The sequence below is a fragment of the Actinomadura sp. KC06 genome, from assembly GCF_004348735.1.
Lineage (GTDB): Bacteria > Actinomycetota > Actinomycetes > Streptosporangiales > Streptosporangiaceae > Spirillospora.
On record NZ_SMKT01000055.1, the window covers coordinates 1 to 17,956 of the forward strand.

A 17,956-nucleotide genomic window follows, 5' to 3' on the forward strand; every position below is an offset into this window, starting at 1 on the left:
CCCGAGGCGCGCGGCGCCGACGTCGCCGGCACGCGCGTCCACTCGGTCCGGCTGCCCGGCTTCGTCGTCGCCACCGAGGTCGTCTTCGGCGGCGACGGCGAACGCCTGGTCATGCGCCACGACCCCGGCCTCACCCCCGACCCCTACGCCGCCGGCACCCTCCTGGCGATCCGCCGCGTCGCCGAGACCCCCGGCGTCCGCCGCGGCCTCGACACCCTCCTGTTCCCCGCCGACGCCCCCGAATGACCCACCGGCCCGGCTAGAACCGATCCGGCGGGACGCGGCCCCCGGATCGGTACAGTGGGCGACCGCCCATCCGACCGCCTGGCCCACGGGGAAAGGGGGGCGCTGTGCCGACCGGGGTGCACATACGCGACGTGCGCGAGCAGCTGTTCGGCGCCGCCGACCGCGTCCTGCTCCGCGCGGGGCCGAGCGCGCTGACCAGCCGCGCCGTCACCACCGAGGCGGGCTGCGCCAAGGGCGTCCTGCACCGGCACTTCGCCGACTTCGACGACTTCCTCGCCGAGTACGTGCTGGCCCGCGCCCACCGCATGGACGCGCAGGCCGCCGCCCTGCGCCGCGCCGCCGGGACCGGCACCGTCACCGGCAACCTCACCGCCGCGCTCACCGCCCTGTTCGGCCCGGCCGCCGTCGCGATCGTCGCGCTCGTCACCTTCCGCGACGGGCTGCGCGCCCGCCTGCGCCGCACCTGGCCCGCCGGCGTCCCGGTCCTGACCGAGGCCGCCGGGATGATCGCGTCCTACCTCGACGGCGAGCGGGAACTGGGCCGCCTGGACCCCGCCGCCGACGTCGACACGCTCGCGGGCACGCTGATCGGGGCCGGGCACATGCTGTTCGCCGACCGGCGATCCGCCCCGCCGGACGCCGAGACCGTCCGCAAGACGGTGACCGCCGTCATCGCCGCGGCCCTGACGCCGCAGCCCCCGCCCTGACCCGGGGTGAGCGGCGGCCGCCGGGCGCCGGTACCCTGCTCATATATCGGATCATCGACCTGTCTCCCTGTCGCTCCGTCCAACGGAATGCCCACCCCGCAGACGCACCGCGACGAGGAAAGGTGACCGATGAACGAGCACGGCGCGCTGGCCGAGCGGTTCGAGGCGCACCGCGGGCGGCTGCGCGCGGCCGCCTACCGGATGCTGGGCTCGGCCGGGGAGGCGGACGACGCCGTCCAGGAGGCCTGGCTGCGCCTGTCGCGCACCGACCCCGCCGGCATCGACAACCTGGAGGCCTGGCTGCGCACCGTCGTGTCCCGGCTGTGCCTGGACATGCTGCGCGCCCGCACCGCCCGCCGCGAGGAACCCTACGGATGGCACACGCCCGTCCAGGCCGGCGACGGCGACCCCGAGCGCGAGGCCGAGCTGATCGACCAGGTCGGACGCGCCATGCTCGTCGTGCTCGACACCCTCGGACCCAACGAACGCGTCGCGTTCGTCCTGCACGACGTGTTCGCCGTGCCGTTCGAGGAGATCGCCGCCATCGTCGACCGCACCCCCGCCGCCGCCAAGAAGCTCGCCAGCCGCGCCCGGCACCGCGTCCGCGGCGCCTCCGCCGTGCCCGCCGCCGAACTCGCCCGGCAGCGCCGCGTCGTCGAGGCGTTCCTGGCCGCCGCCCGCCGCGGCGACCTGGACGCGCTCCTCGCCGTCCTCGCGCCCGACGTCGTCCGCCGCGCCGACGCCGCCGTCCTGCCGCCCGGCCGCGACCCGGTCGCCCGCGGCGCCGGCGCCGTCGCCCGCGAGATCCAGCTGTTCGGCCGCCGCGCCCGCCACGCCGAACCGGCCCTGGTCGACGGGCGCGCCGGCGCCGTCGTCGCCCCGCACGGCCGCCTCCTGCTCGCCCTGGCGATCACCGTCCGGGACGGCCGCGTCGCCGAGTACGAGCTGATCGCCGACCCCGGGCGGCTGCGGCGGCTCGACCTGGCCGTCCTCGACGACCACTGACCGGCCCGGCCGCGGTCAGGGCGGCCGCGGTCGGGGGGCGCCGCGGCTCCGGGTGCGGGCACTTCCGCCGGACGGGATCGGTGCGTGATGCTGGGGCGATGATGCACTTCGCGGACGCCGCCCAGTGGGAGGCGTGGCTGGCCGACAATCACGAGACCGAGGGCGGCGTCTGGCTGAAGATCGCCAAGAAGGGCGCCCCGGTCGCCGCCATCACGATCCGGGAGGCGCTGGACGTCGCGCTGTGCTACGGCTGGATCGACAGCCAGCGCAAGTCCTACGACGAGCACAGCTACCTGCAGCGGTACTCCCGCCGCCGCAAGGGCAGCCCCTGGTCGCGGGTGAACGTCGAGCGCGTGCAGGAGCTGACGGCCGAGGGGCGGATGCGTCCCCCCGGCCTCGCCGAGGTCGCCGCCGCCCAGGCCGACGGCCGGTGGGAGGCCGCCTACGCGCCCCAGCGCAACGTCACCGTCCCCGACGACCTGGCCGAGGCGCTCGCCGCCCGCCCCGACGCCGCCGCCCGCTTCGACGCGCTCGACAAGACCCGCCGCTACCAGATCATCCTGCCGCTGCTCAAGGCCCGCACCCCGGCCGGACGCCGCGCCCGCCTCGACAAGGCGATCTCCGAACTCCTGGACGACCGCCCGGCTTGACCATCTGGCCTGGCGACGCGCCTACCGTGTGGCGGCATGGACGCGGACACCTCGGCCTGCAACGGGCGCGGCCGGGAGCACAGGCACCCCGCCGACGAGGGCCCGGATCGCCGGGACGCCCCGCGACCCGCCCGGCGGGGCGGCGGACCGTGCCGGGTCGCGGCCCGGGTCCTCACAGCTGCCGCAGGGCGGCGTCCAGGCGGTCGTAGCCCTCGGCGACGCCCTGGGCCATCGGGGACTCGATGACCAGGTCGCGGATCCGCTTGGACTCGAACAGGAACGTCGTGGAGAGCGTCGTGGTCCCGTCCCGCTCGGTGAGGTCGTGGGCGACGAGCGCCTGCCCCGGATACCAGGCGTCGTCGAACGCCTCGGTGTAGACGAGCCGGGCCGGCGGGTCGATCTCGCGGTAGACGCCGCCGGCGGCCATGCCCGCCCCGTCCGGCCCCCGCCACACGAACCGCCAGGCGCCGCCGACCCGCAGGTCGATCTCGGCCGAAACCACGTCCCAGCCGTGCGCGCCGTACCAGCGCTCGACCAGGCCGGGCTCGGTCCAGGCCGCGAAGACCAGCGCGCGGGGCGCGGCGAAGTCGCGGGACATGACGATCGCCCGGTCGGAGGGGGTGGCGACCGTCACGGCCGCCATCGCGGATCCCTGCCGATGAAGGCCAGCAGCCGGTCCTGCGCGGACGCGTCCGGGCCGACCTTCACCTCCGGGCCGAAGACCTCCACGCCCGGGCCGAACGCGCCCGGCGTCCGCAGCATCCGCAGCGTCTCCTCCGGGATCGCGTCCATGCTGGACGAGGCCTCCTCGACGTCGGCCGGGTCGATCGTGTCGTCCTGCCCGGTGGCCTTGGCCAGGTCCCAGCCGTGCAGCGGCAGGTCCCGGCTGACGACCTGGTCGATGTGCTGCAGCGCGGTCAGCCGCCCGGACGGCGTGTCGCACTCCTGTCCCGACAGCGCGGGGTCGGCGAGCACGGCCTCGACGTCGGCGCGGGCCGCGCCGAACGCGGCCGCCGGGTCCTCGGCGACGCCGGGCGCGGCGCTGAGGCGGCGGCCGAGCGGGGTCAGCATCACCTCGTGCATGTCGACGATGTGCTGGACGACGTCCCTGGCCGTCCACTTCTCGCACGGCGACCGGTTCCCCCACTGGTCGCCGCGGACGGCGGCGACCTTCGCGCCGAACGCGTCCGCGCGGCGCCGGTAGCGCTCCGCGATCTCCTCGGCGCCGGACGCGTCGGCGCGCCGCCGGTACTGCTCCTCGAACTCACTCATCGCCGGTCCCCTTCAACTCCTCGAGCAGGACGTCCAGGTTCTGGAAGCGGTCCTCCCAGAAGGCCCGGTAGTTCTCCAGCCAGCCCGCCGCGTCCTCGAGCGGGCCGGGACGCAGCCGGCACGGCCGGCGCTGCGCGTCACGCCCCCGCGTGATCAGCCCCGCCCGCTCCAGCACCTTCAGGTGCTTGGACACCGCGGGCTGGCTCATGTCGAACGGCGCGGCCAGCTCCGACACCGACGCCTCGCCGCTGCGCAGCCGCGCCAGGATCGCCCGGCGCGTCGGATCGGCCAGCGCCGCGAACGTCGCGTCGAGCGCGCCCGTGGCGACATCGCTCATGACCACCTGCTTTCATGACCAGGGTTGTTAACCTAGTGGTTCTATAACCGTCCGGTCAAGTAGGGGGTGCGGCGGGCCGGGCGGCGCGGGCGGGGCGGCTGAAATCCCGGCAAAGGTTGCGGCCGCGCCGGGCCATGCGCGCCGGGACGGGCGGGCCCGCGCGGTTAGCGTGCGGGGATGCCGCAGACGCCGGGCGACAGCGCCGCCTACGCGCCCGCCGACGTCCCTCCCGACGCCCCCGCAGGGCCGCCCGCCGCAGGACGCGGCCGCGCCGGGCCGCCCGGCCGGATGCCGCCGTGGCTGCCGAAGGCGTTCCTGCTCGCCGGCGCCGTCGTGCTGCTGTTCCTGGCCGGGCTGTGGCTGCTGGAACGGCTGCGGGAGCTGCTGCTGCTCCTGCTGACGTCGCTGTTCCTGGCGTTCGCGATCGAGCCGGGCGTCAACTGGCTGGCCCGGCGCGGCTGGCGGCGCGGCCCCGCCACCGCCGTGATGTTCCTGGTCATCGCCGTGCTCGTCGGCGGGTTCCTCGGCGGCATCGGGTCGCTGCTGGCCACCCAGGCGATGAACCTGATCGACGGGTTCCCCGGCTACGTCCGGCACCTGATCGGCTGGATCAACTCCACGTTCGGGACGAACCTGTCGCAGGACACCCTCTTCCAGCGCCTGCCGACCGTCACCGACACCCTGACCCGGCACCTGTCGTCCCTCGCCGGGAACGTGTGGGGGATCGGCGCCACCGCGTTCGGCGTCATCTTCAAGGGCCTCGGGGTCCTGCTGTTCACGTTCTACCTGTCGGCCGAAGGCCCGCAGTTCCGCCGGACGGTGTGCTCCCTGCTCCCGCCGAGACGGCAGCGGCAGGTGCTGTGGGCGTGGGAGATCGCCGTCGAGAAGACCGGCGGCTACATCTACTCCCGCGCGCTGCTGGCGCTGCTGTCGGGTGTCGCGCACTTCATCGCCATGATCGGGCTCGGCATCCCCTACGCCGCGACGCTCGCGCTGTGGGTGGGCGTGGTGTCGCAGTTCATCCCCGCCGTCGGGACGTACCTGGCGGGCGCGGTCCCGGTGCTGATCGCGCTGACCGTGGCGCCGTCGACCGCGCTGTGGATGCTGCTGTTCGTCATCGGCTACCAGCAGCTGGAGAACTACCTGCTGCAGCCCCGCATCACCGCCCGCACCCTGGACATGCACCCGGCCGTCGCGTTCGGGCTGATCCTGGCCGGCGCGGCCGTCATGGGCCCCATCGGGGTGCTGCTCGCCCTGCCGGTCGGGGCGAGCGTGCAGGCGTTCGCGGGCGCGTACGTGCGGCGCTACGAGATCGAGGAGCACCCCCTCACCGAGCCGGACGCGCCCGCCGGCGCGATCTGGCGATGGCTGCGCCGCAAATGATCGTTTAACGTCGGGGCATGGTGCAGTTAGCGCGGTTGGCGGGCGTGGCGGAGTTCGCGCGGCGGAACCGGTGGCTGCTGCTCGCCGTCGCCGCCGCGGTGACCGCGTCGGCGGCCTGGCACGCCGCCGCGGGCCCCGACCGGGTCGACTGGCTGCCCCCGCGCACCACCGGCCAGGACTGGTACCCGGTCTGCGAGGGGACGGCGTTCACCCGCGCCGCCCCCTACCGCGGCCCGGGGCCGCACCCGATCGTCATCTACGGCGGGGGAGGGCCCGGCGGCGGCGCCTCGGCCGATCCGGACAAGCCGCCGTCGGACTGGCGGCCCACCGCGCCCGGACGGGTGCGGCTGGTGTCCTGCGCCGAACCGATCGACGACGGTGCCGGGCTCGGCGAGGAGGCGGCGCGCTGCCCCCGGTACTCGCGGGTCACCGTCCTGGAACGCCGCCGGACCGGCGAGGTCTCCCTCTACCGGACGCGCTATCTCGTCCGGCTGCTGGAGGCCCGCACCGGGCGGGAGGTCCGCCGGTTCGAGATCACCGGCGCCGACGAGGTCTGCCCCCTCTACGGGCCGCAGCCGGCGGTCCTGTATCGGTCGGGGATTCTGCCGTCGCAGTACCGGGCTGTGCTGGCCCCGTACGTCGAGGGCCCCGCACCCTGAGCGCACGCCGGCGGGCCGCCGTCCAGGCGGGGGTGCGGCGCGGGGCGCGGGCGGCGAGCGGCAGCAGCGTCACCGCCGTCCACGCCGCCGCGGCCGCCGGCGCCCACGCCACCGGCGCGCCGGTCACCGCGAACTTCACCAGCACCGCCGTGACCACGCCAAGCGCGCCGAGGACCACGGCCCACCAGCCGCGCCGGTCGCGGCGCGCCGGGCGGATCAGCGCGAGCGCCGTCACCGCCGCCAGGGCCAGCGTCCATGCCAGCCGCGGCCAGTACAGGGCCGGGTCCCGGCCGGTGCACGCCAGCGCCGCCACCCCCGCCGACACCGCCAGGACGGCGGTCAGCCGCAGCAGCGCACGGTCTCCGCTCACCCGTCCCGGCGCCCACGGCGGGAGCGGGTCGCCGGGCTGGTGGCCCAGCCCGGGGATCAACAGTCGCCCCGCAGCACGCACGGTGGCAGCGACGGCGTGAACCCCGGCGGCGACAGCAGCCGCGACGGGTCCAGCGTCGGGACCCGCGTGAGGGTCGGCGCCGGGTCGGGCGTGGGCGTCCCCGCGCGGGGCGCCACGGTCGGGACCACCTCGGCCGGCGGGGCGCCGCAGCCGCGCAGCGGCACCGACGCCACCGCCAGCACGCCCACCGCCGCCACCGCGACCCGGGCCGGCAGCCACCACCGCGGGACGCGCGCCGGCGCCGCCGGGGCGGGGCTGGTCAGGTCGGGGTCGGCGAGCGCGTCGGCGGCCTGGTCCGCGGTGGTGCGGCGGGCCGGGTCGGGCGCCAGCAGCCCCATGATCAGGCCGGTGAGGCGCGGCGGGCCGTCCGGCGGGGGAGGGGAGTGGGTGAGGACGGCGCCCAGCGCGGCCAGCGGCTCGCGGCGGCTGAACGGCGCCGTCCCGGTCAGCGCCGCGTACAGCAGCACGCCGAGCGCGAACAGGTCCGACGGCGGCTCGGCGGGCGCGCCGCGCAGCCGCTCGGGCGCGATGTAGCCGGGCGTCCCGATCGGCAGCCCGGTCCGGGTGATCCGCTCCTCGTCGTCCATCGCGGCGATGCCGAAGTCGGTGAGCACCACCCGCCCGCCGTCGCGGCAGAACACGTTGCCCGGCTTGACGTCGCGGTGCACCACGCCCTCCGCGTGCGCGGCGCGCAGCGCCCCCAGCACGCCGCGGCCGATCTCGGCGACCCGCCCGGGCGGCAGCGCGCCGTGCTCGCGGATCTCCACGTCGAGGCCGTGCCCCGACAGCAGCTCCATCACGATCCAGGGCCGCCCGCCGGAGGCGAACACGTCGTGCACGCGGATCGCGTTCGGATGGCGGACCCGGGCGGCGGCGCGCGCCTCCCGCAGCGCCCGCTCGACCATCACCGCGCGCCGCTCCGGCGACGTCCCGTCCGGCAGCAGCAGCTCCTTGACCGCCACCTCCCGGTCCAGGACCGTGTCGGCGGCGCGCCACACCGCGCCCATCCCGCCTCGGCCCAGCAGGGCCTCCAGCCGGTAGCGGTCCCGCAGCACGGTCACCAGATCTCCATCCTCAGCGTTCTGCGGCGCGCAGGTGCGCGGCCACCGCCCCGGCGGTGGCGATCAGCTCCGCGCGGACGGCCGCGGCCGGTTCGTCGAAGGGCTCGGTCCGCACGCTCAGCACCACGTTGGAGTCGCGGAAGACGACCTCCATGAGGCGGACGGGGCCGTCGGCGCCCGTCCGGTGGCCGTGGACCTCGCGGATGAACGCCTCGTCGGCGACGCCGCCCAGCGGCCGGGGACGGCGCGCCTTCCGCTCATCCCCGATACCGGACGAGCCGGACGCCGCCTCCCGGTAGGTGAACGGGTAGCGCTTCTCGTGCTCCAGATCGAAGCCGCTCAGGAACCGCAGCCAGCGGTGCGCCCCGCCGACCGAGGAGAACCGCAGCGCGGCCGGGCTGCCGTGCTCGCCCCGGTACCCCTGATACCAGCGCAGGCTGTACCGGCCGCCGGTGCAGGTGCGCACGCCGGACGCCTCCGCCGCCGCGGCCTCGAACGCGACCCGCCCGGCCTTCAGCGGGCACAGCGCGAGCCCCGCGCGGTAGGCGCCCGCGCCGCGCGGCCCGGTGACCGCGCCCGGCAGCAGGAACACCGCGGCGGCCACGGCCATCGCGGTCAGCCACGCCAGCTCCGGCAGCAGCAGCCCCCGCAACCGGGGACGCCGCGACCGGCCGTCCGCCACCCGCCGCAGCGCCCGCTCCACATCGCCGGGATCCGGGCGATCGGCCGGGTCCTTGCGCAGCAGCGCCGCCAGCACCGGCCGCAGCGGGCCCGCCCGCCGGGGACGCGGCGGCGCCTCGGTGAGCGTCGCCGCCAGCGCCGCCGCGTCCGGCGCGCGGTCGAACGGCCCGCGCCCCTCCACCGCCGCGTACAGGGCCGCGCCCAGGGAGAACAGGTCGCTGCGGCCGTCCACGACCCCGCCGTCCAGCCGCTCGGGGGCGATGTAGCCGGGGCTGCCGATCACCGTCCCGGTCCGGGTCAGCGCCGGGTCCCCGGCCATCTCGGCGATGCCGAAGTCGGTGAGCACCACCCGCCCCACCCCGCCCGCCGGATCTGGGGCGAGCATGATGTTGCCCGGCGTCACGTCCCGGTGCAGCACCCCGGCGGCGTGCGCGGCGCGCAGCGCGCCCAGCACCGCCGCGCCCACCCGCGCCGCCTCCACCGGCGGCAGCGGCGCCGCCTCGCGCAGCGTCACGCCCTCGACCAGCTCCATCACGATCCACGGCCGGCCCCCGTCGACGAGGACGTCGTGCACCACGACGATCGACTCGTGCTCCAGCAGCGCCGCCGCCCGCGCCTCCCGCACCGCCCGCGCCATCAGCCGCCGCCGCTCCTCCGGCTCCAGGCCCTCGGGCGGCAGCACCTCCTTCACCGCCACCGGACGCCGCAGCACCCCGTCGACCGCCTCCCACACCCGGCCCATGCCGCCGCGCCCCAGCTCGCGCACCAGCCGGTACCGGCCGCCGATCTCCACGGTGCCCAAGCTAACCGCCGCGCCCGGACCAAAGTGATCATTGCCCTGTATCGGCCACGCGGCCGGTCCCGGCGCGGCCGCGGGTGGTGGACGGGCGCGCGGCGCGGGGTTAACTTGCCAGGGACAACCTTGATCGTCGGGACTGCTCGGGGGACGGGAGGGAGCCGACATGTACCGTCCCCGCACACGCCTTCGATGGCTCGCCGGGCTCACCGCCGGGACGCTCGCCGCCACCGGCCTCGCCGCCCTGGCCGCGCCCGCCGCGCAGGCCGACACCGGGCAGACCGGCGGGCACGGAAGGAACCCGCACCTGATGCGCGTCCTGCGGTCGATGACGCTGGAGGAGAAGGCCGCGCAGCTGTTCGTCCTGCAGATCTACGGCAAGAGCGCCGACACCGCCGACCCGGCCGCCGTCGCCGCCAACCGCCGTCTGTACGGGGTCGACAACGCCGCGCAGGTCATGGCCCGCTACAACCCGGGCGGGTTCATCTACTACGGCGAGAACGTCACCGACCCGCACCAGCTCGCCGCGTTCTCCAACGGCATCCAGCGCGCCGCCCTCGCCCAGCGCCACCGGATCCCCGCGACGATCGCGATCGACCAGGAGGGCGGCATCGTCGCCCGCGTCCAGCCGCCCGCCACCCAGTCGCCCGGCGCGATGGCGCTGGCCGCCGGGCGCAGCACCGGCGACGCCCGCGCCCTGGCCCGCATCACCGGACGCGAACTGCGCGCCATCGGCGTCAACCAGGACTACGCGCCCGACGCCGACGTCAACGTCAACCCCGCCAACCCCGTCATCGGCGTCCGGTCCTTCGGGTCCGACCCGGGGCTGGTGTCGTCCATGGTCACCGCGCAGATCGGCGGATACCGGTCCGGGGGCGTCACCCCGACCGTCAAGCACTTCCCCGGGCACGGCGACACCACCACCGACAGCCACACCGGCGTCCCGGAGATCGACCACACCCGCGCGGAGTGGGAGCGGCTCGACCTGCCGCCGTTCCGCGCCGCCATCGCCCGCGGCGCCGACTCGATCATGACCGCGCACATCGTGGTGAAGTCGCTGGACGCCTCCGGCGACCCCGCCACCCTGTCGCGGCCCATCCTCACCGGCATCCTGCGCGACCGGCTCGGCTACCGCGGCGTCGTCGTCACCGACGCGCTGGACATGGACGGCGTCCGCGCCAAGTACGGCGACGAGCGCATCCCCGTCCTCGCCCTCAAGGCCGGCGTGGACGTCCTGCTCAAGCCGCCCGCCGACGCCGGCGGCACCGGCGTGTTCCCCCGCCAGCTCGCCGCCGTCGTCGCCGCCGTGAAGTCCGGCGAGCTGACCGAGAGGCGCATCGACGAGTCGGTGTACCGGATCCTGGAGCTGAAGCACAAGCGCGGCCTGTTCCGCGACCCCTACGCCGACGAATCCGAGATCGACGACGTCGTCGGGACGCCGGAGCACCTGGCCGCCGCGCAGCGCGCCGCCGACCGCACCACCACCCTGGTCAAGAACGGCGCGGGCGTCCTGCCGCTGCGGCCGGGCACCCGGAATGTGCTCGTCACCGGGTGGGGCGTGTCGACCACGGCGGCGCTCGGCACCGAGTTCGCCCGGCGCGGCGCCACCGCCACCGTCCGGCAGACCGGCCTCAGCCCCGGGCAGGCCCAGATCGACCAGGCCGTCGCCGCCGCCGAGGGCCAGGACCTCGTCGTCGCCGTCACCAACCGCGCCTGGGACGTCAAGGACGAGCCCGGCCACAACGGGCCCGGCCAGATGAACCTGGTCAAGGCCCTCGTCGCCACCGGCAAGCCCGTCATCGTCGTCGCCGTCCGCGACCCCTACGACATCGCCTGGTTCCCCGAGGCCGCCACGTACCTGGCCACCTACTCCTACACCGCCGAGGCGCTGCGGTCGCTGGGCAAGGCGCTGTTCGGCGAGCTGGGCCCGCGCGGACGGCTGCCCGTCACGATCCCCGTCCGCGACGAGCCCGGCACCGCCCTGTACCCGTTCGGCCACGGCCTCGGCTACGGCCGCTGACCCCGGCCCACCCCGGCCCCCGCGACCGACCGGCGACCGACCGGCGGCCGACCGGTGCTGTCCGCCGCTGACCGGGCCCCCGCGACGGTCAGCGGCGGGCAGGGGTGGGCAGCGTCCCAGCCTGGCGGGCCTAGCCGAGCGCGGCGAGTTCGTCCAGCAGGGCGGCCAGCTCGCGCGGCTCGGAGAACATCGGCCAGTGGCCGGTGGGCAGCTCCCGGTACGTCCAGCCGGGGCCGGTCATCATGGCGAAGACCGGGTGGCCGTCCTCGCCCATCTGCCGGGCCGCGGCCAGCGGGATCGTGCAGGCGATCAGCGTGCGGGGCGTGTCCGGCACCGGGTCGGGACGCGCGGCGGGCTGCGTCGCCGTGCCGAACGGCTGCGGGGTGCCGCGCTCGCGCATCTCGGCGAGCCGCTCCCCGGTCAGCCCGGCGAGGTTGACCGGGTCGGCGGCCGGATCGAACGGCGGCACCGGGATCAGCCACCCCTCGCCCTCCTCGGCGACCTGCTTCTCCAGCGCCGCCCGCGCCTCTGGGTCGTGGAAGTCGATCCCCGCCATGCCCGACGGCATCGGCCCGGTGTCGACGTAGACGATCCGCGCGATCCGCTCGGGGATCCGGTCGGCCGCGGCGGTCGCGGCCATGTTCGCGCCGCTGTGCGCGACCAGCACGACCCCGGTCAGGCCGCCGCCCTCGATGACCTCGACGATGTCGGCGGTGTGGGCGTCGACGTCCACGTCCGGCGCCGCCTCCCCGGCCCGCTCCGCCATCCCCCTCAGCGTCACCGCGTGGACGTCGTGGCCCGCGGCGCGCAGCGGACCGGCCACCTCGTCCCACGCCCACGCGCCGAGCCAGTATCCGGGGACCAGTACGAACGTCGCCATGTCAGCCGTCCTTTCTCGGTGGTGTCACCACACGCTACGGTCGATACCGGACAGAAACCGCCCGGATTAGGTGAGCGACCCGTGTCACATCCCCTGCCGTCCGGGTCGTCGCATCCGACGACCCGTGTCCTGGCCATGCTCGAACTGCTGCAGGCCAACCACCGCATGCGCGGCGGAGAGCTGGCCCGGCGGCTCGGCGTGGACGAGCGCACAGTCCGCCGGTACGCCGCGCGGCTGGAGGACCTCGGCGTCCCCGTCGTCGCCGAACGCGGCCGCCACGGCGGGTACCGCCTCATGCCCGGCTACAAGCTGCCGCCGCTCATGCTCACCGACGACGAGGCCACCGCCGTCGTCCTCGGGCTGCTCGCCGGGCGGCGGATCGGGCTGCCCGCGCAGGCCACCGAGAGCGCCCTGGCCAAGGTCCAGCGGGTGCTGCCCGCCGCGCTGCGCGACCGCGTCCAGGCGCTGCGCGACACCCTGGAGTTCACCCTCGCCGTCCGCGACCCGGCCGCGCCCGACACCGGCGCGGTCCTCACCCTGGCCGCCGCGGCGCGGGAGCGGCGCCGCGTCCGGCTGCGGTACCGGTCGTGGCGGGACGCCGAGACCGAACGGGACCTGGACCCCTACGGGCTGGTGTTCCACTCCGGCCGCTGGTACGTCACCGGCCACGACCACCGCAGCGGCGAGATCCGCACGTTCCGGGTCGACCGGGTCGTGTCCGCCGAGCCGGGCACCGCCCGCTTCGAGGTCCCCGGCGGCGTCGACCCCGTCCAGCACGTCACGCGGTCGCTGGCGCGCGTCCCGTACGCGCACGAGGTCGAGGTGCTGCTGGAGACCACCCTCGACCAGGCGCGCCGCCGCGTCCCCGCCACCACCGCCACGCTCACCGAGCAGGACGGGGGAGTGGTGATGAACGCGCGGGCCGAGCGGCTGGACGGGATGGCGCGGATGCTCGCGGGGCTCGGGTTCCCGTTCGTCGTCCGCCGGCCCGCCGAACTGCGCGGCCACATTCAGGACCTCGCGCGGACGCTGGAGGAGCAGGCCCGGCGCTGACCCGGCGCCCGGGGGTCAGGAGGAGGCGGTGCGGGCGTCCCACTCGTGCCGCAGCATCGCGTACACGACCTCGTCGCTCCACTCGCCCTTGACGATCTCGTTCTGCACCAGGTGCGCCTCGCGGCGCATCCCGAGCCGCTCCAGCACCCGGGCGGACGCGGCGTTGCGGCCGTCCAGCCGCCCGCACACCCGGTGCAGGTCCATGCCCTCGAACCCCAGCCGCAGCACGACCTCCGCGGCCTCGGTCGCGAAGCCCTTGCCGTGGTAGGCGGGATTGAAGATGTAGCCGATCTCGCCCTGCCGGTGCTCCCTGCTGCGCCACTGCAGGTTGACCTCGCCGATCAGGTCGCCGGTCTCGCGCCACACCACCGCCAGGACGAGCCAGTCGCCCTCCTTCTCCACGGTGGACGCGCTCATCTTCTGCTTCAGGAACTCCCGCGACTCCTGCAGGTTCCGCGGCTCCCAGTACAGGAACCGCGCCACCTCGGGCAGGGACTGGTAGGCGTACAGGCCCTCCAGGTCGCCCTCGCGGAACGGCCGCAGGGTCAGCCGCTCGGTCTCGATCGGGTAAGCCGGACGCAGCATGCGATGATCCTATTCACCGTGTCCGGTCTTGTGCGACCCGTGATGTCCGCAGATTAGGCCCGGCGGGCGCCGTGGCCCGTGCTGGCCCCGTCGCCGGTGCGGCTCCCATCCTCGGTGCGGGGCCCGTCGCCGGAATCCTCCGCGATGCCCGCCGCGCGGCGCTCGTCGTCGTCGAACCCGCGGGTGTCGCGGAACTCCACGTACGGCTCCTCGCCGGGACGCTGCCCGCCGGCGATGGCGCGGCCGCGCTCCAGCTCGGCGTTCAGCTCGGCGCCCAGCAGGATCGCCAGGTTCGTGATCCACAGCCACACCAGGAACACGATGATCCCCGCGAGGCTGCCGTAGGTCTTGTTGTAGGACGAGAACCCCGACACGTACAGCGCGAACAGACCCGACGCCGCCAGCCACAGCACGATCGCCAGGACGCCGCCCGGCGTCACCCACCGGAACCGGCGCTTGGCGTTGGGCGCCGCCCAGTACAGCAGCGAGAACAGGAACGCGATCACCACCAGCAGCACCGGCCACTTGGCGATGTTCCACACGGTGACCGCCTGCGAGCCGAGCCCGAGCAGGTCGCCGGCCTCGCGGGCCAGCGGACCCGACACCACCACCGCGATCACCGACGCCGACAGCAGCACCAGCGTCACCAGGGTGATCATGACGCGGAGCGGGACGGTCTTCCAGAACGGCCGCCCCTCGGGGATGTCGTAGACGACGTTGGACGCGCGCATGAACGCGCCCACGTACCCCGACGCCGACCAGATCGCCGCCGCCAGGCTCACCAGCGCGATGATCCCGGCGCCGGCGCGGTTGCCCTGCAGCTGGGTGATGGAGCTGATCAGCAGGTCCTTCACCGAGCCTGGCGCCATGTCGCCGGCGCTGGCGATCAGGTCCTGTGTCACCGACGTGCCGGCCAGGCCCACCAGGGACACCACCACCAGTATCGCCGGGAAGATCGACAGGATGGAGTAGTAGGTGAGCGCGGCGGCCCAGTCGGACAGGTTGTCGTTGCGGTACTCGCCGGCCGTGCGTTTCAGGGCCCGTCCCCACGAGGTGGCGGGCAGGTCGGTGGGTGCGCCGGGTGCGCTCATGGCCGGGCTCCCTCCCCCTTCAGAGGATCGATCGGCGGCCGCGCCGGATGCGGACGGCCCGCCGCTGCCCGGCACGGAACCGCATCCGCACTGGCGCGCCCCGTCCCCACGGCGCCTTCGACTTGCCGCCCCATGGCGTCTTCGACGTGCCGCTCCAGGGCATCTTCGACTTGGACGCGCGGCCCCAGCCGGGCTTGGACGGGCGGCCCCAGCGCGTCCCGGACGAGCGGCGCCGCCGCAGCCACACCGCCCCCAGGGCCACCGCGCCCGCCGACGCGACCACGATCCCGCCGCGTTTCGCCTGCTCCGTGCCGCCGGCGTCGCGGGCCCGGGCGGCGGCGTCGCGCGCCCGCTCCTTCGCCTGCGCGGCCTTCTCCCTGGCCATCGCCTTCACGTCGGCCTTCGCCGCGAGTTGCTCGACGGTCTCGCCGAGGTCGTGGCGCGCCCGGTCGACCTCCTGGCGCAGCTCCTCGGTCCCGGCGGCGGCGCCGTGCTTGCCCCGCGCCGTCCCGTGCTTGTCCTGCGTGGTCATCGGTGCGTCGCCCTCTCCTTCAGCTCGGCCACGGTCTGCCGGGCGCCGTCCATGGCCTGCTCCGGCTTGGGCGGCGTGGCCTGCCTGGTCTGCGACCGTCCCAGCACCGCCAGGACGCCCGCGACCAGCATGAGGAACCCGCCGACGATCAGCGCCGCCGCCCACACCGGCAGCGCCAGCGCGATCGCCGCGACCACCGCCGCCAGCAGCACCGCCAGCCCGTACAGCGCCACCAGCGCGGCGCCGCCGAACATCCCGGCGCCGGTGCCGGCGTGGCGGCCCTTGTCCTTCAGCTCCGCCACCGCCAGCCGCAGCTCGGCGCGCATCAGGTCCGACACCTGCTGGGTGGCCTGCTTGACCAGTTCGCCGGTCCCCGGTTCGCGGCGGTGGCCGTCGAACTCGGGGGCGCGCCCATAGTCGTGCCGGTGCGCGCCCGCGGTGACGGGCGCGTTCTCGGGCGCGGTCTCGGATCCGGCCTCGGTTTCGCCGTTGTGTGCCGGCCGCACGATGCTCATGATCTCCGGCCCCCTCCGCGTGTCCGCTCGTCTAGAAGCCTGGGTTAAGCCGTTCCCCGTGCGCGCCGCCTAAACTCAGGCGGTGGTGAGCCAGTGGACGCGGTGGGCCTCGGTCGGGTCCGGGGTCTCCCAGCGGCGGACGAGCCGGTCGATCACCGCGTCCGGCACGGGCGCGGACCGTCCCCGGTTGCGGTCGCGGACCACGCGCGGCGGCGCCTCCAGCGCGACGACCTCGACCCGTCCCCGGTAGCCGGCGATGAGGCCGGTGCACGCCTCGCGCTGCGTCCGGGACACGTTGGTGGCGTTCCACACGAACGACCGCCCGGCGCGCAGGTGCTCGCGGGCCAGGTCGTGCGCGGCCGCGGCCACCGCGCGCTGGTCCCCGGCCGGGGACACGCCCAGTTCGGCGCGCAGCCGGTCCAGGCTGACGACCGGCACGTCCGGGCGGTTCGCGGCGATCCAGTGGTCCTTGCCGACGCCCGGCAGCCCCGACAGGACGGTCGCGGTCAGCCGCGTGTCGTCGTAGGCGGCGTAGCCGGGGTCGCGTCCCGGCTTGCGGAAGTACCAGAACCGGGCGTGGTCGGACGGGAACGCCCGCGGGCCGTCTAGGCAGCCCTGCTCGGCGCAGTACTCCCCGTACAGGCCGACGTTCTCCAGCAGCTCGGCGGTGTCGGGGCACACGCGGCCGAGGATGTCGGCCGACGCCAGCAGCTCCAGGTCGTCGTTGCGGGCCAGCAGGCTGACGCGGAAGGCGATCTGCTGCAGGTCGGGGCGCTCCAGCGCCCAGAACGGCACCTGGTGGTGGCGGATCAGCGCGGCGACGTGCTCGCGCCACTCCACGGGCGCGTCCAGCTCCCACAGGATCCGGCGCACCATCAGGTCGCCGCGCCGCGAGTGGCCGCGCGCGGTGATGCGGCCGTCGCCGTCGATGGCGGTGCAGTGCGGCTTGGCGATGTCGTGCATCAGCACGGTCGCGAACAGCCGCACCCGCTCGGCGTGCGGGCGGGCCCGCCACCGCGGCAGCGACGCCAGCGCCTCGCACGCCATCCGGGTGTGGGTCTCCACGTCGCCCTCGCCGTGGAAGACGGCGTCCTGCGGGACGCCGGCCATGTCGCGGACCCAGTCGAACGCGTCCCGGATCCGCGGCCAGTCGAGGTCCCAGTGCGGCGGCGCCGGGCACAGCTCATCGAACACCCGCATACAGCACCTCCGGGTCGGCGAGGCCGTTGGCGACGATGGGACGCTCCTGCCAGTGGGTCCCCGCGTCCAGGATCGCGGTCAGGAAGCTCGGCCGGACCCACTTGTAGCGGTCGACGGTCTTCCCGCCCTCCTCCACCTTGATGTAGAGGCCCTCCATGTCGTCGGAGGCGTCGCTCTCCCCGGCGACGCGGGCGGGGTCGGCGCCGCCCGCCTCCGCTGCCGCGCGCAGCGCGTCCCGCCAATCGGTGGTGCGGCAGGTGGACGGTCCGGCGAGCGCGGTCAGCGCCGCCACGTCGGGCAGCGGGCCCTCGTGGAGGACGGGCACCGGCACCACCGGCGTGCCGTCGAGCAGCTCGCGGCGCGCCGCCGTGGACAGGAACGTCCCGTCGGACTGGTCCAGGACGTCGAACTCGCAGAAGTAGTGGGGGAGCGCGTCGTAGAAGACGGTGTGCTTGGCGTACAGCCACTCCCCGTACAGGACGTACCGGTCGCCCAGCCGTTCGCGCAGGACGTGCTGGACGGACGCCGCCCACGCCTTCAACGGCCCGAACTGGCGCTCGCGCGGCCCGCCGGTCAGGTAGTGGCCGCGGCTCTGCAGCCGCAGCTCGCCGTCCGGGCCGAAGCTGATGCCGGCGTTGGCGCCGTCGAGCTTCTCCTCCACGACCAGGTACCGCCCGGCGATCGCGGCGAACGGCACGGAGGCGAGGTCGTGGTCGCCCGGCTGCAGCCGGGAGCCCTCGATGTGCCGGGTCCGGGGGTACTTGCGGAGCATGCCGACCGTTCTAACGAACGCCGCCGACCGTGCCAACCGGTTTTCGCCCCTGGCCGGGCG

Annotated in this window: 21 protein-coding genes; 9 read left to right on the forward strand and 12 right to left on the reverse strand. The window is 75.4% G+C overall.

Going from position 1 to position 17,956, the window contains the following annotated elements:
• The 4 genes from E1287_RS19040 to E1287_RS19055 all read left to right on the forward strand — a co-directional run.
• On the forward strand, positions 1-246 hold a 246-nt coding region (locus E1287_RS19040), incomplete at its 5' end, for a dihydrodipicolinate reductase C-terminal domain-containing protein (RefSeq protein ID WP_279505604.1).
• A gap of 104 nt (positions 247-350) precedes the next feature.
• Entirely contained in the window at positions 351-953 is a 603-nt protein-coding gene (locus E1287_RS19045) for a TetR/AcrR family transcriptional regulator (protein WP_131966312.1), read from the forward strand.
• A gap of 129 nt (positions 954-1,082) precedes the next feature.
• On the forward strand, positions 1,083-1,958 hold the full coding sequence (locus E1287_RS19050) for a sigma-70 family RNA polymerase sigma factor (protein WP_131966313.1): 876 nt from the start codon (positions 1,083-1,085) through the stop codon (positions 1,956-1,958).
• Between the two features lie 98 nt (positions 1,959-2,056).
• On the forward strand, positions 2,057-2,608 hold the full coding sequence (locus tag E1287_RS19055) for a YdeI/OmpD-associated family protein (protein WP_207934310.1): 552 nt from the start codon (positions 2,057-2,059) through the stop codon (positions 2,606-2,608).
• Positions 2,609-2,780: 172 nt separating this feature from the next.
• Here the strand turns inward: E1287_RS19055 and E1287_RS19060 are convergent, their stop codons facing one another.
• From E1287_RS19060 to E1287_RS19070, 3 genes are read right to left on the reverse strand one after another with little or no spacing between them, the layout of a single operon-like run.
• Positions 2,781-3,251, reverse strand: a complete 471-nt coding sequence (locus E1287_RS19060; protein ID WP_131966315.1) for an SRPBCC domain-containing protein — start codon at positions 3,249-3,251, stop codon at positions 2,781-2,783.
• On the reverse strand, positions 3,239-3,880 hold the full coding sequence (locus E1287_RS19065; protein WP_131966316.1) for a TIGR03086 family metal-binding protein: 642 nt from the start codon (positions 3,878-3,880) through the stop codon (positions 3,239-3,241). The genes E1287_RS19060 and E1287_RS19065 overlap by 13 nt, the downstream gene beginning before the upstream one ends.
• Positions 3,873-4,217, reverse strand: coding sequence for a metalloregulator ArsR/SmtB family transcription factor (locus E1287_RS19070; RefSeq protein WP_131966317.1), 345 nt, complete (start codon positions 4,215-4,217; stop codon positions 3,873-3,875). The genes E1287_RS19065 and E1287_RS19070 overlap by 8 nt, the downstream gene beginning before the upstream one ends.
• 177 nt (positions 4,218-4,394) lie before the next feature.
• On the opposite strand from E1287_RS19070, the gene E1287_RS19075 reads away from it, so the two are divergent.
• The 3 genes from E1287_RS19075 to E1287_RS19085 are packed head-to-tail and all read left to right on the forward strand — an operon-like array spanning position 4,395 to position 6,729.
• The gene (locus E1287_RS19075; RefSeq protein WP_131966318.1) at positions 4,395-5,600 is read left to right on the forward strand and encodes an AI-2E family transporter; all 1,206 of its coding nucleotides are present in this window, start codon (positions 4,395-4,397) and stop codon (positions 5,598-5,600) included.
• A gap of 17 nt (positions 5,601-5,617) precedes the next feature.
• On the forward strand, positions 5,618-6,259 hold the full coding sequence (locus E1287_RS19080; RefSeq protein ID WP_131966319.1) for a hypothetical protein: 642 nt from the start codon (positions 5,618-5,620) through the stop codon (positions 6,257-6,259).
• A gap of 32 nt (positions 6,260-6,291) precedes the next feature.
• Complete coding sequence (locus E1287_RS19085; RefSeq protein WP_131966320.1) at positions 6,292-6,729, forward strand: hypothetical protein; 438 nt, start codon at positions 6,292-6,294, stop codon at positions 6,727-6,729.
• On the opposite strand, the gene E1287_RS19090 is transcribed toward E1287_RS19085, so the two are convergent.
• Positions 6,686-7,771, reverse strand: coding sequence for a serine/threonine-protein kinase (locus tag E1287_RS19090; protein WP_131966321.1), 1,086 nt, complete (start codon positions 7,769-7,771; stop codon positions 6,686-6,688). The two genes, E1287_RS19085 and E1287_RS19090, sit on opposite strands and share 44 nt — an antisense overlap.
• Positions 7,772-7,784: 13 nt before the next feature.
• Entirely contained in the window at positions 7,785-9,245 is a 1,461-nt protein-coding gene (locus tag E1287_RS19095) for a serine/threonine-protein kinase (protein WP_165969088.1), read from the reverse strand.
• A 169-nt stretch (positions 9,246-9,414) separates the two neighbouring features.
• On the opposite strand from E1287_RS19095, the gene E1287_RS19100 reads away from it, so the two are divergent.
• Positions 9,415-11,268 (forward strand): glycoside hydrolase family 3 protein, encoded by a 1,854-nt coding sequence (locus E1287_RS19100; RefSeq protein WP_131966323.1) that lies wholly within the window; start codon positions 9,415-9,417, stop codon positions 11,266-11,268.
• A gap of 130 nt (positions 11,269-11,398) precedes the next feature.
• Here the strand turns inward: E1287_RS19100 and E1287_RS19105 are convergent, their stop codons facing one another.
• Entirely contained in the window at positions 11,399-12,148 is a 750-nt protein-coding gene (locus tag E1287_RS19105; protein ID WP_131966324.1) for an alpha/beta fold hydrolase, read from the reverse strand.
• 81 nt (positions 12,149-12,229) lie between these two features.
• On the opposite strand from E1287_RS19105, the gene E1287_RS19110 reads away from it, so the two are divergent.
• Positions 12,230-13,201: a YafY family protein gene (locus tag E1287_RS19110; protein WP_243719193.1), complete on the forward strand. Its 972-nt coding sequence runs from the start codon at positions 12,230-12,232 to the stop codon at positions 13,199-13,201.
• Between the two features lie 15 nt (positions 13,202-13,216).
• Here E1287_RS19110 and E1287_RS19115 read toward each other — a convergent pair whose 3' ends face one another.
• The 6 genes from E1287_RS19115 to E1287_RS19140 all read right to left on the reverse strand — a co-directional run bounded on the left by E1287_RS19115 (position 13,217) and on the right by E1287_RS19140 (position 17,896).
• Positions 13,217-13,786, reverse strand: a complete 570-nt coding sequence (locus E1287_RS19115; RefSeq protein WP_131966325.1) for a GNAT family N-acetyltransferase — start codon at positions 13,784-13,786, stop codon at positions 13,217-13,219.
• A gap of 53 nt (positions 13,787-13,839) precedes the next feature.
• Positions 13,840-14,877: a YihY/virulence factor BrkB family protein gene (locus E1287_RS19120; protein ID WP_131966326.1), complete on the reverse strand. Its 1,038-nt coding sequence runs from the start codon at positions 14,875-14,877 to the stop codon at positions 13,840-13,842.
• A gap of 19 nt (positions 14,878-14,896) precedes the next feature.
• Positions 14,897-15,409, reverse strand: a complete 513-nt coding sequence (locus E1287_RS19125) for a DUF3618 domain-containing protein (protein WP_131966327.1) — start codon at positions 15,407-15,409, stop codon at positions 14,897-14,899.
• A complete protein-coding gene (locus E1287_RS19130; protein WP_131966328.1) occupies positions 15,406-15,924 on the reverse strand; it encodes a phage holin family protein in 519 nt (172 codons plus the stop codon). Before E1287_RS19130 ends, E1287_RS19125 begins: the two co-directional genes overlap by 4 nt.
• 75 nt (positions 15,925-15,999) lie before the next feature.
• A complete protein-coding gene (locus E1287_RS19135; RefSeq protein WP_131966329.1) occupies positions 16,000-17,124 on the reverse strand; it encodes an AAA family ATPase in 1,125 nt (374 codons plus the stop codon).
• A complete protein-coding gene (locus E1287_RS19140) occupies positions 17,108-17,896 on the reverse strand; it encodes an RNA ligase family protein (protein ID WP_131966330.1) in 789 nt (262 codons plus the stop codon). Before E1287_RS19140 ends, E1287_RS19135 begins: the two co-directional genes overlap by 17 nt.
• Between the last annotated feature and the right edge of the window lie 60 nt (positions 17,897-17,956).